Below are 15,114 nucleotides of genomic sequence, written 5' to 3' on the forward strand. Positions count from 1 at the left end.
ATTTAATCCTGTTGCGCTGCCTGAATCGCCGTTAAGGCAATGGTAAACACAATATCATCAACCAAAGCACCGCGAGACAAATCATTTACGGGCTTGTTTAAGCCTTGTAGCATTGGACCGACACTGACCACATTCGCTGCACGTTGTACTGCTTTATAGGTGGTGTTACCAGTATTGAGATCAGGGAAAATAAATACATTGGCACGACCCGCAACTTTAGATTCAGGTGCTTTTTGACGTCCAACGCTTTCAACTGAAGCCGCATCGTATTGTAGAGGCCCATCAATCAGTAAATCAGGACGACGTTGTTGGGCGATCTTGGTTGCTTCAGCCACTTTTTCAACATCGGCACCTGCACCTGACGTACCTGTTGAATAACTAATCATGGCAATACGCGGATCAAGACCAAAGGCTTTAGCAGAGTCTGCAGATTGAATCGCAATTTCAGCAAGCTGTTCAGCATTTGGATCTGGATTAATTGCACAATCGCCGTAGACATAAACTTCATCAGGCAACAACATAAAGAAGATTGATGAAACTAATGAGTAGTTCGGGGCTGTTTTAATCAATTGAAATGCAGGTCGAACGGTATTGGCAGTGGTATGAATTGCGCCAGATACTAAGCCATCGACTTGATCAAGTGCCAACATCATCGTACCGAGGACTACAGTATCTTGTAGCTGTGCTTTTGCTTGTAATGCATCTAGCTTACCTTTGCGTAATTCAACCATAGGTTCAATATATTGGTCACGAATACTATCGGGATCAATAATTTGCAGATCAGCTGGAAGCTGAATACCACGCGCTTTAGCAACTTCAGCAACAGCTTCAGGTTTCGCTAATAAAATACATTCAGCAATACCACGTGATTGGCAAATCGCTGCGGCTTGTACAGTACGAGGTTCATCACCTTCAGGTAGTACAATGCGTTTTTTCGCAGCAATCGATTTTTGTACTAGCTCGTAGCGGAATGCAGATGGAGATAATCGTGGATTCAGGTTGTTCTGGGTATGTTGATCGAGCCAACTATTATCAAGATGGCTTGAAACAAAACGCGTCACTTGTTCAGCACGCTCAATATCATCTACGGGAATTTCATTGCCAAAATGATATAGGCGTTGTGCTGTTTCTAATGTGTCTAGCGAAGTGTGTAAAATTGGTAGACCTTGTTTAATAGCACCTTGGCAGAATTCTAAAATATTCGCGGCTGGAGCGGCTTGTTCAGCTAAAACTAAACCCGCCAAAGGAATTCCATTACTGCTTGCAAGACTTGCTGCAAGTAGGGCATCTGTACGTTGAGATGCACTAATGATGAGTTCGCCAGCAACAAATTTATGTAATTCGGCTTCAATATCCGATGCGATTAAACTGGTATGTAAAATACGGCGTTGTTTTGCTTCACCCTCATTTAACCAAGTACCATTAACAACAGTGGCAATATCTAAGCTACGCGGTACGCTGAGAATATTACTGAATGGCACTAAACCAATGATAGGTAATTCACTTGTGCCAATAAAACGATTGTAACGTTGTAATTGTATTGAAAATTCAGCAATTTGCTTATCTAAACGCAAACTTGGATCAAGTGTGACAGGAATTGCTGCTGTACTTTCAGGAAGACCTTTGGTTCGCATAAATAAAATGCCTGTGGTGCGCGGTGATGCAGCACCTCCGAATTGACGCAAATGTGCATCAACTTTTTCAGCTGTTTTACGTGGGTCTGCTAAATCTGCTGTGCTGACCAAAACGACTTGGGCATCGAGTGCTTGTGCAAGTGCGGCATTAATTTCACTGGCAAAGTGATCTTGTCCATTTGGAACAAGTCCTTCTACAATAATCACATCGTGATTGGCTGAGATTTTACGATGCAGTGCAACAGCTTCTTCGAGTAGCTCATCTGTTTCGCCTAAACCAAGAAGCTGGGTGAGCTTTTCATAAGCAATCGGTTCAACAGATTGATGTTGAAATAAATGACGATAAAGTGTTGCAGTACGATCAACGGTTGAATCTGCTAATTGAGAAAATGGTTTAAGAAAACCAGCATTAATCCCTTTACAGTCTAAAGCGTAGATCATTCCTAAACAGGCAGATGTAAGACCAACCCCTTCACCTGTTGGAATCAGTAAAATCGTATTCATAAGAACCTTAAAATTTATCTAAATTTTGTGAATTAAGCGAGCTGTTCAATGACTTGACGCGTTTCTTTCGCAATGCGTCCTTCTTCGTCTGTAGGTACAACCCAAATTTGTGGACCTGTGCCATTATCGATTCGACCTTCAGTGCCGCGTGCTAAGGCATTATTTTTTTCTGCACTAAATTGCAAACCAAAGTGTGGTAGATAAGCCAAGGTTTTTTCACGAACATAAGCTGAGTTTTCACCGATTCCACCCGTGAAAACTAAACCATCTAAACGCGGTAAACCACAGCTCAAAGCAGATAATGATTTTGCTAAACGATAGCAGAATACTTCAATCGCCAGTGTTGCTCCTTCATGACCATTACCCGAAGCTTCAACTAAAGTGCGCATGTCGTTTGACAGACCAGATAAGCCAAGCAAGCCACTTTCTTTATTCAACATACTGTCAATTTTCTGGATACTCCAGCCTAAATTACTTGCAAGGAATAAATGTAGGCTTGGGTCAACATCACCACTACGTGTACCCATCACTACACCTTCTAATGGAGTCATGCCCATAGAAGTATCAAGACTTTGACCATTCCAAACCGCACAAGTTGAACTACCATTGCCTAAGTGAGCACTGAGCCAGCCCCCTTGATTTTTTGCACCTGCGAGTTCACTTGCACGTTCAGTCACATAAGCGTGGCTTGTTCCATGAAAACCATAGCGACGGACATGGTGTTCAGTATATAAATTTTGTGGTAGAGCATAACGATACGCGTGTTCAGGCATGGTTTGATGGAATGCAGTGTCAAATACAGCAACCTGAGGTAATTCAGGGAACAAACGCATGGTTGCTTCAATCCCAATCAAATGTGCAGGATTGTGCAAAGGTGCAAGTGGTGTTGCAGCTTCGATGCGGCTTACAATTTCAGGTGTTAATAGTTCTGCTTTGGTTAAATTGCCACCATGAACAACACGATGACCGATCGCTTGTGGATTGTAGTTCGCTAAACGTGCAAGAAGAGTTTCAAGTGCTTTGGCGTGATCTGCATGTGGAATCGAAAGTTCAAGTGGTTCACCACCAATCGTAACGCCTTTGATCCGCGCTTCAGCAGAACCTAAGTTTTCTGCTAATCCATAAATACGATCTTCACGGCGTTCTGAGATAAGCGCGTATTTGATTGAAGATGAACCACAGTTAATTACAAGTACAGATTTAGCCACGTTTGAACACCTAACAAATTTTGAATTTTATGACGAACACTTTTGATCTTGCTGCAACGTGTCGAGCAGAGCAATCACGTGCAATGTTTTAACATGGGTTGTCATATTGGCGAAGATAGACTTTAGCCTATACAACTGATTTATAATTGAATCTAATGATTATAGAGTGTAAATACAAACTTCTTAGGATGAATCTGTTTATTTTGATCAGGTTTTTTGTATGAAAATATGTGAAAACACGATAAAGATCAAATAAATGAGCTTTACCGTGCAGCGTTTTACTTGGATCTAAATGCCTTATTGGCGTATTTGACCATCACCAAATACGATCCATTTCTGAGAGGTTAGACCTTCCAGACCAACTGGACCGCGTGCATGAATTTTGTCTGTTGAAATTCCTATTTCTGCACCGAGGCCATATTCAAAGCCATCAGCAAAGCGGGTTGAAGCATTGATCATCACTGAACTTGAATCAACTCGTGCGAGAAACTCACGTGCTAGACTAAAGTTTTCAGTAATAATCGCATCGGTATGATGAGAACCATATTTATTAATATGTTCGATTGCTTCATCCATACCTGTAACGACTTTGATTGCAAGAATAGGACCTAAATATTCAGTGTACCAATCTTCTTCGGTGGCTGTTTTAACAGACTCACCTAAGATACGTTGTGTTTCCGCACAACCTCTTAGTTCAACTTGTTTATCTGCATATAGTTCAGCAATACTTGGTAGGAAATCTTCTGCAATTTCTTCATCAACAAGTAATGTTTCCATCGCATTACATACGCCATAACGATGTGTTTTTGAGTTGAGCGCAATTGGTAATGCTTTTTGTAAATCTGCTTGTGCTTCAACAAAAACATGGCAATTGCCATCTAAATGCTTGATCACAGGAATACGTGCTTCATTCGTTACACGTTCAATCAAGCTTTTACCGCCACGAGGGACAATCACGTCTACAAATTCAGTCATTGTGATTAAATGACCTACTGCTGCGCGGTCAGGTGTGTCAATCACTTGAACAGCATGTTCAGGTAAGCCAGCAATTTGTAAACCATGCTGAATTGCGATTGCAATTGCTTTATTCGATTCAATTGCTTCTGAACCACCGCGTAGAATAATGGCATTTCCTGACTTTAGTGCTAATGATGCGGCTTCAAGGGTAACATTCGGTCTCGATTCGTAGATCATACCGATTACACCTAAAGGAACCCGCATTTTACCGAGTTGAATACCCGATGGACGGTAAGCTAAATCCGTAATTTCGCCGATTGGGTCAACAAGTGCAATAACATCTTTTAACCCTTGTAGCATGCCTTTAAAGCGAGCAGGAGTGAGTTCAAGACGATCAAGGAGGGCAGAATCTAATTGACGTTGGTGACCATTTTGCATATCAATTTGATTGGCTGCCAAAATTTGTGCTTGATTATTTTCTAAAGCAGTATAAATTGCAGACAGAGCATGGTTCTTTAGATGCGTTGATGCGCTCATTAAGATACGAGACGCTTTACGCGCCTGAGTACCAACCTGTTGCATATAGTTTTGAATAGAATCTTGCATAGCATTTTGACGATTGCATATATTTATAATGATAGTAACAGTCAAATGCTGAACAATGAATAGGCTGAACTGATAATTCAAAAAATTATAGATTGTAAATTTTGAGTAGCTCTTTTGATTTAAAATTGAATTTACAAGCTGATTACATATTTTGAAAAATATTATTGATCTAAACAAGATAAGTGGTTAAGGAAATGATTGCGTATAAATCATGCATTTGTATAGAATGAAAAATGTATAGGATAAATGTAATACAAATTTTATAAATTTGTTAACTTGTAACTAGAACTCACTAAAAATGAGACTAATTACAGCAAAAAAATAAACAAGGATGGAGGAAGGATATGAATTCCATAATCCAAATGGACTCGGATTTAAATCATACCTACACAGGGTTTGGTTTTTTCGACATATACAATAAAAACAGTTTTAAACAACCAGCGCGTACTACATGGATAGATGGTTGGAAAATTGAATATATGGCAATTGCAGATCCTAAGACGATCTACAATACGCCAATTGTAATTGTCGGGGGCGCATTTCAAAATTTTAACTCTTATAAGTATTGTGTCGAGCAACTCTTTGAGAGTGGACCTGTCATATTGATTGATTTACCATCAATGGGCGCAAATCAGCAGATTCGAAATGTGGATACAGGCGAGTCAGCAGGAATTCTTGAATTACCAGATTTATCGAAAATGTTGGGTCAATGGCTTGATATTGTTGGGATTGATAAAGTTTCGGTCATGGGCATGTCGTTGGGATCAGTTGTTGCATCTTCATTTGCACACCAACGCCCTGAACTGATTGATCGCATGGTCTTGATGGGTGTGATGCAAAAAACCCGTAAAAGCTGGCGTATGTTGCTCGAGGAATCTTTACACTTGATGCGTGAAGATCGTATGGAGGAGTTTGGGCAAGCAGTTATTTTGTATCTTGTGAATCATGCCAAGCTTGATAAAACGCGGATGTCTCCAACTGCAAAACGTTTATTCTTTAGACAGATGGCAGAGTTTACTGCAACTGAACGTGAGCGTTACGAGATTAATTGCAATCGACTACTCCGTTTAAGCGATGTACCTGTTGCGCAGTGTAAAACTCTCGTTGCAGCAGGGCAGTACGACAGCTTTACTTTGCCACATGAAAATGCTGACTTTGCTTTGCAATGTAATAATATGGAATTTGCATTAATTGCCAATGCAGACCATGTTCCACAATTACAACGCCGCAAAGAAACGATGACGCTTTTTACTACGTTTTTAAAGGGAGAATCCATCGACAATCTTGATGGTGTTATTCCAATGAACCGCGAACAGATGAAAAACATTGAGCGTCGTGGTGAAGAACGTATCCCTGTTTTAAAACCAGACACTAAATTATCACATCGACATTCAGATACCGAAGTAGCAGTAAAGATTGTAGATATTACGTTCTTTGGGGTGTATTTAAAACTTGATCATTTGGATCAGCTTGATTTTGTTAGCCAGCATCCACGAGATTTAGCCTTACATTTAGCTGATGAAGAAGGTGAGTTTAAAATAGAATGTTTAACATTTGAGGCAACTGAACAGGGTTTACGTATCTTGTTTAAACACGGTAGTTTCGACGTTGCGGATCGTTTGTCTCGTTTTATTGAGCGTCAGAAACAAATTTAATTATCTTTAATAGAATTTTAAAAGAGAAGTGTTTTGAATTCACTTCTCTTTTTTTGACTTTTATTTATTGGTGGCTTGAATCATCCAAACAAGATCACCGAGATGCTGTTCCTTGTTTTCTAAATGTGTTTGTTCAAAGAATTCTTTAGGTTGAAGCACTTCAACTTGCTTAAAACCAGCTTCATGAAAAAAATTCTCTACCTCCGCTGGTGTCTTAAAGTGGAAGCTAAAAGCGCTGCGTGACATTAATTTCAATAAACGACTACTATTCCAGATAATGGTTGCTAATTTATTTTGAGTGGGTTCTGGATAAAGATCGGTTAAATAATGAAGTTCTTTGAAGTCGCGCCCATAGATCGCAATTGCTTGAATAAGTTGCTGAAGTAACGGCTTTTCAAAGTAGTTAATTAAGCCTTCACTAATAATCACCAGAGGTCGTTTAGGGTCAAAGACTTTAAATACGTTTGCAAATGCTTCTGTAAATAAATCAACGGATAGGACATCATCAACATGTGGTTCAATTTGTTGTAATGCTGCTTGTTTTGTAGCGGCCATATCAGGTAAGTCAAGCTCACGATAGCAAATGTCTGGGTGATGCTGTCTAAACCACCAACCTCGTGGCGATAAGCCACATGCAATTTCAAGTACTTGTAGGTTTGGATATTGCTGAATCAATTGCTCTAAATGCGTATCAAGCATGGTATGGCGTTGTTTCAAGGTTGTTCGCATACTTCCACCAACATACTTTTCTGCCCAACTTTCAATCGGATGGACTAAGGCTGCTAGTGTTTTTCCTTTAGTTGTCGCTAATGCAGGATGGGAAATGCCCATTTGATACCAAATATAGCCGGTATAGTGTGCAGTAAAAGAAATATGGCGGTGTTTCGAAAGTTGTTGTGTCATCTGTCCTAGACTCAATTTTTTTCATTTTATTCTGTTCCCATGCACAACCCATTTGCGCGAGGAAATTGACCTATTCATTTTTAAATAGATCAATTGAAGATGGTGTGTTAAATCATCTTTTGCTTATTAGCAAGTTAAAACGAATTCTTAAAGTCTTCAATGACTTTTTTTGCGTTCTGCCAACTTTCATCTAAATTTAGTGTCGAGCCTACTTGGATGTTTGGAATTTTACCGCGCATACGCTCTAGACGTTGTTGATTTGGTAAAGCCAATTTTTGAATGCCATCTAAAGCTGTACATGCTGCTGTTCGATCATTGCACACTAATCCCATATCACAACCCGCATTTAATGCCGCTTGAATACGTGCATCAGCACCACCAGCAACACATGCAGCTTGCATACTGAGATCATCAGAGAACAAAACGCCGTCAAATTTGAACTGCTGGCGCAAGATATTTTGCAGCCAAAATGAAGAAAAGCCAGCAGGGTTTGGATCGACTTGATCATAAATCACATGCGCAGGCATTAAAGCATCAAGTTGAGGCATTAATTTGATAAAGCTTTGCATATCTTTGTCGTAAATTTCTTGATATGAGCGACTATCAATCGCCGCAGCGACATGTGAATCAGCTTTTACAGAACCATGTCCAGGGAAATGTTTTCCAGTTGTCGCCATGCCTGCTTGTTTCATTCCACGCATAAAGGCATCAGCTAGTGGAACGATGTCTTGCATATTTTTAGCAAAGCTTCGATCACCAATCACATCACTAATATCATTGAGATCTAAGACTGGAGCAAAACTAAAATCAATACCTACAGCGAGAACTTCAGTTGCCATTAACCAACCACACTGTTGGGCTAACTCAATTGCTTGTTCGGGATGATGTACATAATGTTCACCAAGTCGCCCCATTGCAGGTAACAAGGTGAAGCCTTGTCTTAAACGTTGAACACGCCCACCTTCTTGATCGACAGCAATCAGAATATCTGGACGGACTTGGCGCATATGATCAGTTAAAGCACGAACTTGTTGAGGAGACTCAATATTTCGTGCAAATAAAATCATGCCACCGACTTGCGGAGCTTGTAATAGTTCAATATCTTCTTGAGTAAGTTCTGTGCCAGCAACGTCTAGCATCAATGCGCCGATCATATAGATTCCATTTGAATTTTGATGTAAAAAAAAGCGATAGCTAAATTGTGCAATGATTTGCTACATTTTGTCAGTACAGAATATGATAAAACTACATGATATTGATGATAAGTGCTTGTTGGTCATTTATTTATAATGATTAACCTGTACTACAGTTTGGTAAAAATATTGAATGAAATATGTTCATATTGATTGTACTAGCATGTAATAATTGCCATATCCAAGGAAGTACCAAAATTTTATGAAACTTCAAATGATAGCGTGTGCAGTTGCAATCGCGACTGGTGGTTTATTTTTTTCTCATACAATGAATGAGGCATTTGCGGCAACGGAAGCTCCTGTTGTTTCAACCGTGATCAAGCCATCACAAGAACAAGCATTGGTCGCACGTCAGTTGGCAACATTAGTTGATCGTCAGCATTATCTGAATATGCGTTTAGATGCTGCGACATCAAATCGTATTTTAGATATGTATTTGGATAGCTTAGATCCAGATCATTCATTATTTCTGAGCAGTGAAGTTTCAGAATATAAAAATAAATATGGTTCAAATTTTGGTAGCTCATTAAAAGCAGGAAACCTAACTGGACCTTTTGCGATTCATGCCCAATATCGTGAACGCTTGAAACAATTCTACGAATTTATGTTGGCTGAATTGAAGAAGCCACAAAATTTACAGCAAAAGGGTGTTTACCTTGATATTGATCGCGAAAAAGCGCCTTATTTTCAGACTTCTGCCGAGCAACAAGCACATTGGCAGAGAATGTTGGTGTCTCAGCTAATTAATTTAACGATTAGCAAAGAAGAAGAGCAAGCGAAGCAAAAGGCTTTGAAAGCTGATCCATCGCTTGCAAATGGTCAGGATTTAACTGGTCCAGAAGATTTAACACCAGTACAAACGCTGACAAAACGTTATACGCGCCAGCTTGAACGTATTGGTCGTGTAAAGAGCGATGATGTTTTAGATAAAACATTAAATGCAATGTTGGCAACTTACGATCCACATAGTAATTATTACCCTCCTATTGATGCGATGGAATTAAATCGCCAGACCACATTGCAACTTGAAGGCATTGGGGTATCTATTCGCCCAGAACGAGGTAATGAAGATTACACCAAGATTGAAACCATTGTTGAAGGTGGGCCAGCGAGTAAATCTGGTCAAATCAAATCAGGAGATCGAATCATTGGCGTTGCCCAAGACGGCGAAAAAATGATTGATGTCATTGGTTGGTCGAGTTCAGAAATTGTTGGATTGATTCGTGGTAAGCGTGGAACTAAAGTAACGGTTCGCTTACTCGGTGCGGGTGCTTCCATGAGCCAAGCACGTAATGTGAGTTTAGTTCGAGATGTGATTCAGGAAGAAGATGCGGGTGTTCGTTCACGTACAGTTGAAATTACACGTGATGGAAAAAAACATCTTTTCGGTGTGATTGAAATTCCATCTTTCTATTTCGATTATCGTTCACGTCGAGCTGGTACAGAATATCGTTCAGTTTCAGAAGATACAGCAAAAGCATTTGAATCTCTTAAAGCACAGAAAGTAGAAGGTATTCTGGTTGATTTACGTAATGACCCAGGTGGTTCATTAGAAGAAGTTGCTCGTATGCTGGGTCAGGTGATTAAGTCTGGTCCAGTCGTACAAATTCGGGATGGCAATGGCAATGTGAATGTCTTTGAAGACACTGATGGCGGAGAGCAAATTTATGCTGGGCCAATGGCAGTGCTTGTTAACTTAGCCTCTGCATCTGCGAGTGAGATTTATTCTGCGGCAATCCAAGATTATGAGCGCGGTATTATTATAGGTAGTACCACGACAGGAAAAGGCACCGCTCAGGTTCAATTAGACTCCTTAGCACATGGTCAGGCAACGTTAACTCAACGTAAATTCTATCGTGTCACGGGTGGAAGTACGCAGAACAAAGGCGTGATTCCTGATATCAAACTTGTTGATATTTACAATGAAGAGTTTGGTGAGCGTAAAGCTAAAAATGCATTGAAATGGGATACCATTCCAACAGCTCCTTTCAAGCGCGAAGGTTCTGTGCAACCGTATATTGCTAAGCTTACCCAATCTTCTGAACAGCGGGTGAAAGCTGATTCACAATTTAATTATTTAGAAGCTCGAAAACTGATCGCACAAAAAAGTTCTGATCAGAAGAAAGTTGAGTTAGATATTGCTCAACGTCGAGCTGAGCTAATTGATTTAGAAAAGCAAACACTCAATGCTGAAAATCAGCGTCGTATAGCGACAGGTCAGGCACCTTATGCCAACTGGGAAAGCTATCAGGCTTCGATTGATGCATTAATTGAGTCACGTGCCAAAATGAAAGCTTATGCACGACCAGCATTGCCTGAAGAAGAAACCTTTATTACAGAAGCTGCAAATGTTTTGATTGACTACGCAAAGTTACAAAGCCATTAAACTACAGTTATAGCAATATAAAAAAGCCCTTAAATTGAGGGCTTTTTTATTGATTAGATTTTTAGTTATTCACACGAATCCAGATTTGACTACGACCCAATACTGATACGCCAACATAACCTCGTAGATGTAACCTTTGTCCATTGTTACTTAACTTTGCTGCGAGACTATACATACGACCAGTGTTTGGATCTAAAATTTTTCCATCTGCATAAGACAAATCCTTTTTATACTTCAGCTTAGTAATTACATTTAAGCCTAAGATGGGTTTGTTCGTGTAAGGAGCAGGGCAACCCGTACAGAATTCTTTTGGTGTATAACCTGTTCGCGGGGTAATTTTAATAACTTTACCAATATAAGTTCCATCAGCTTCTTTGATAATTTCAACCTGTCCTTTAGGCGCTCCTGTTACATCGTCAACGCTTTGCCAAGTACCTACGATATCTTGTGCAAAAGTCAGATGGCTAAGACTAAATAAGAAGAAAAACGTAATGAGTTTTGTGTACATGTCTAAGCTACTCAGCCACTATTATTGTCTCTCTATTATTTCGGATTTTTAATCCTAGATTCAATTATTATTTTACAATTGTGTATTTTATTAATAATTGAAATTTCAAGGAATTTTTTAAAATTTAATAAAAAAACACCCTTAATTCTGAAAGAAATAAAGGTGTTTTATAGTGCTAAACCGTGATCAATTTGATCCAATATAGATGGTCGGCGTGATTATGTCGTTTTAAAATTTATTCATCGCGAAGCCAAATTTGATTACGACCTAATGCAGATACGCCAACATAGCCTCGCAAATGTAAGCGTTTGCCATTAGAACTTAATTTTGCTTTCATACTATAAACTTTGCCAGAATTTGGATCTAGAATACGACCATTAACATAGTTCAGCCCCTCACCTTGTTTTAGGCCTGTCATCACGTCTAAGCCTAAAATAGGTTTATTGGTATATGGTGCTGGGCAGTCTACACACGTTTCTTTTGGTGTGTAACCCGCACGTGGAGTAATCTTTACAATCTTACCCGCATAAGTACCGTTCGCTTCTTTACGAATTTCGACTAAAGCTTTTGGTGCACCAGTTTTGTCATCGATACTTTGCCACATACCTGTAATATCTTCTGCAAAGCTTAGACTACTCATTACAGATAAAATCAACGCACCGAATAATTGTTTTCCCATCATTAAAAATCCTTTTAACGTTTGAACTTTCATTATGTAGGATTTTTGACAACTAGTTCAATATAAATTGACATCTTTGTGACAAATTAAGAAAGAGACAAAATAAAAGTGGGTAGCCATATAGCAGTAAATACACCATTCACAGCCATACCAAAAGCAGCATAACGACCTGTAACAGGGCCTCGCTGCCATGCTTGTGCTGTACCAATTGCATGAGCAGCCAAACCTAAAGCTAAGCCTGAAGCCCGTTCATCATGGATATGTTTTAAAATCCACGGAGAAAATGCGGCGCCAATGACTCCAGATAAAATCACAATCAGTGATACCATCATCAGAGGAGCGTGTAATAGTGTGGCAATATTCAGAGCAATTGGCGTCGTTACAGCTCGGGTTGCAAAAGCCATAATTGTTGGTTCTGACATGTGTAATAAATATGCAAGCCCCATCGGCAATGCAACTGCACTGATACTTGCAAAACACAAAATGCCAATCATCGATTTAATTGGTAAATCATCATAACGCATTGCAGCCAGTGGAATTGCCAAAGCGACAGTCACATAACCAAGCAAATGATTAAAGACACCATTCACATTATTCATGTACTGTTCATAGGGTATACCCAAAATTGCGAGTAGTCCGATCACAATAAACATCGCAAAAACAATTAATGGAATCTGTGGAATTTTTTTGTTTAAAGGTTTTGCGATGAGATAACTGATTAAGGTAATCACGAATCCATATATAACCATTAACATATTCATGAACTCCTATAACCAGCGTTTCGCCATTTTGGCGTAAATCCACAATGGCAATAAAGTACTCAAGGTTAAGACAAATAAAAAGATTGGAATTTCTTTGCCTAAATGTACCAACATGATCAAAGAGCCAGCACAGATTGGTAAAAAGGCAAAAGCACTTTCTTTCATGATTTTGTTGTTGGTATCTATAAGACGATTGGATATTTTTCTAAATCTTCTCCAAATTAATAAAGTTGCAAGTAAGCTGATCAGTCCGACGAGATTACCTAATTCTGGATGATGAAAGACCGTGGTAATAGCAACAGCACCTTCACGAAATACAATAATTAATAGAATCGTGCAAAACCAGGCTGTCCAATCAATTTCTTTCATCTTTTTTCTAACTCTCACTTATAAACGATTATTACATTGATGCTTACTTTTCAAATTCTTCCAAAGGCCTGTGAAATAAAGCTGCTTGGTTTCCAAGAATTTCATCTAATGGTAGATGTGCTTGTTTGATCAGTTGATGCAATTTTTGTGGAGCAATACAAACTGATAAATGCAAATCACCTTGCTCATCATATTGTTCAGTTTGAATGACATTGAGTGTATAAAGTTGTGTGCGTAGTTTACCGTAAGCAGGTTTGAGAACTAAGTCGAAATGTTGTAACTGTCCCATGAGGCATTGTTGAACAGCTTGGCTTAGTAAATCCAATCCCTGCCCAGAATGCGCAGAAACATAAACGCGATCAGGTAAATCCGCTGCTTTATAAATAATTTTTGCCGTATCACCGCTGAGATCAATTTTATTGTAAACATGAAGAAGTGGTGCATCGGCTCCAATTTCTTTCAGCACAGATTCTACTGCTTCAATTTGTTCAGGCATGTTGGGGCTACTGCTGTCAATTACATGCAAAAGTAAGCTTGCTTCTAGTGTTTCTTCTAAGGTCGCTTTGAAAGATTCAACCAAATCATGCTGTAAATTTCTTACAAATCCAACCGTATCTGCGAGTACGACAGTACCAATACCATCCCATTCTAGACGACGTAAGGTTGGATCTAGTGTTGCAAAAAGTTGGTCTGCTGCATAGACATCACTTTGGGCTAAAATATTAAACAGTGTCGATTTACCGGCATTGGTATAACCAACCAAAGAAATCGTTGGAATTGCTGCTTTTTGGCGTGCGGCACGACCTTGTAATCGCGTCTGTTGAACTTTAACCAATTTGTCTTTCAGTTGGGTAATACGTACTTTGATGAGTCGGCGATCAGTTTCAAGTTGTGATTCACCAGGACCACGTAGACCGATCCCACCTTTTTGTTGTTCTAAATTACCTGTGAAGCCTCGAATTAAGCGCGTTGATAAATGCTTAAGTTGGGCAAGTTCAACTTGTAATTTTCCTTCGTGTGTACGCGCTCGTAATGCGAAGATATCTAAAATAAGCCCTGTACGATCAATCACACGACATTTTAGGATTCTTTCTAAATTACGTTCTTGAGCTGGTGAAAGAGAGTGGTCAAAGATAACTAATTCAGCTTCTAGCTGCTGAACTAATTCTGCGATTTCATCAACTTTACCTGAGCCAATAAAAAATTTAGGGTCTGGTTTATTTCTTTGTACAGAAATATGTTCAAGAATTTCAGCACCAGCGGATTGAGCGAGCAATCGAAACTCTTCAGCATCAAGGTCATCGAGTAACTGCACAGAAACACTGACTAAAATTGCTCGTTCACCACTTTGTTGCCGCTCAAAAAATTCCACGCTATTATCATATCCTGAGTATTGAAGTCTTATTCTAGAATAAACTTCAAGCAAAGGGCAAAGGCTTCATGGATTTATATGACATGGTGGTGAATAAGTTTGATAAAACCAACGAGTGTGCCGATATATAAAATTGACCAGCCCAAAAATATTCTTAAAGCATAGCCATAAGGAATATTCACTTGATTATGAGATGTTGTGTGTTGAGGATTCATCATATGACCTCTTAATTTATTAATTCGATTTATTTATGATATTTAATTTAAAAAACCTTTTAAAATTGAAAATAATTATATTCACATTCGTTTTTTCTCATGGTGGTAACTTTTATAAATAGATACGGGCATGATATAAGTGAGCTAGTTCAATGCAATGTGCA

General features: G+C 39.1%; 12 protein-coding genes. 2 read left to right on the plus strand and 10 right to left on the minus strand.

Features of this window, described 5'->3' with window-relative positions; genetic code table 11:
- Positions 1-2 precede the first annotated feature (2 nt).
- The 3 genes from pta to CDG55_RS03470 form a co-directional block, all read right to left on the minus strand.
- Entirely contained in the window at positions 3-2,138 is a 2,136-nt protein-coding gene (gene pta / locus CDG55_RS03460) for a phosphate acetyltransferase (protein WP_087536488.1), read from the minus strand.
- 32 nt (positions 2,139-2,170) lie between these two features.
- Positions 2,171-3,346 carry an acetate/propionate family kinase gene (locus tag CDG55_RS03465; RefSeq protein ID WP_087536489.1) on the minus strand — a complete coding sequence of 392 codons (1,176 nt, stop codon included), beginning with the start codon at positions 3,344-3,346 and terminating at the stop codon, positions 2,171-2,173.
- A 297-nt stretch (positions 3,347-3,643) separates the two neighbouring features.
- A complete protein-coding gene (locus CDG55_RS03470) occupies positions 3,644-4,909 on the minus strand; it encodes a glutamate-5-semialdehyde dehydrogenase (RefSeq protein ID WP_005156167.1) in 1,266 nt (421 codons plus the stop codon).
- Positions 4,910-5,253: 344 nt separating this feature from the next.
- On the opposite strand from CDG55_RS03470, the gene CDG55_RS03475 reads away from it, so the two are divergent.
- Positions 5,254-6,564, plus strand: a complete 1,311-nt coding sequence (locus CDG55_RS03475; protein WP_087536490.1) for an alpha/beta fold hydrolase — start codon at positions 5,254-5,256, stop codon at positions 6,562-6,564.
- A 60-nt stretch (positions 6,565-6,624) separates the two neighbouring features.
- On the opposite strand, the gene CDG55_RS03480 is transcribed toward CDG55_RS03475, so the two are convergent.
- Positions 6,625-7,467 (minus strand): class I SAM-dependent methyltransferase, encoded by an 843-nt coding sequence (locus CDG55_RS03480; RefSeq protein WP_087536491.1) that lies wholly within the window; start codon positions 7,465-7,467, stop codon positions 6,625-6,627.
- Between the two features lie 134 nt (positions 7,468-7,601).
- Positions 7,602-8,621 carry a beta-N-acetylhexosaminidase gene (gene nagZ / locus CDG55_RS03485; protein ID WP_087536492.1) on the minus strand — a complete coding sequence of 340 codons (1,020 nt, stop codon included), beginning with the start codon at positions 8,619-8,621 and terminating at the stop codon, positions 7,602-7,604.
- Between the two features lie 241 nt (positions 8,622-8,862).
- On the opposite strand from nagZ, the gene CDG55_RS03490 reads away from it, so the two are divergent.
- The gene (locus CDG55_RS03490; protein WP_087536493.1) at positions 8,863-11,046 is read left to right on the plus strand and encodes a carboxy terminal-processing peptidase; all 2,184 of its coding nucleotides are present in this window, start codon (positions 8,863-8,865) and stop codon (positions 11,044-11,046) included.
- Positions 11,047-11,107: 61 nt separating this feature from the next.
- On the opposite strand, the gene CDG55_RS03495 is transcribed toward CDG55_RS03490, so the two are convergent.
- From CDG55_RS03495 to hflX, 5 genes are all read right to left on the minus strand, one after another.
- Positions 11,108-11,554, minus strand: coding sequence for a DUF2147 domain-containing protein (locus tag CDG55_RS03495; protein ID WP_005156153.1), 447 nt, complete (start codon positions 11,552-11,554; stop codon positions 11,108-11,110).
- 235 nt (positions 11,555-11,789) lie between these two features.
- Positions 11,790-12,233 (minus strand): DUF2147 domain-containing protein, encoded by a 444-nt coding sequence (locus CDG55_RS03500; RefSeq protein ID WP_162620852.1) that lies wholly within the window; start codon positions 12,231-12,233, stop codon positions 11,790-11,792.
- Between the two features lie 86 nt (positions 12,234-12,319).
- Positions 12,320-12,988: an LrgB family protein gene (locus tag CDG55_RS03505; RefSeq protein WP_005156147.1), complete on the minus strand. Its 669-nt coding sequence runs from the start codon at positions 12,986-12,988 to the stop codon at positions 12,320-12,322.
- Between the two features lie 12 nt (positions 12,989-13,000).
- A complete protein-coding gene (locus CDG55_RS03510; protein ID WP_004660470.1) occupies positions 13,001-13,363 on the minus strand; it encodes a hypothetical protein in 363 nt (120 codons plus the stop codon).
- A 43-nt stretch (positions 13,364-13,406) separates the two neighbouring features.
- On the minus strand, positions 13,407-14,735 hold the full coding sequence (gene hflX / locus CDG55_RS03515; RefSeq protein WP_087536495.1) for a ribosome rescue GTPase HflX: 1,329 nt from the start codon (positions 14,733-14,735) through the stop codon (positions 13,407-13,409).
- Positions 14,736-15,114 lie beyond the last annotated feature (379 nt).

Origin of the sequence: Acinetobacter sp. WCHA45, from assembly GCF_002165255.2 — a bacterium.
Classification (GTDB): Bacteria; Pseudomonadota; Gammaproteobacteria; order Pseudomonadales; family Moraxellaceae; genus Acinetobacter.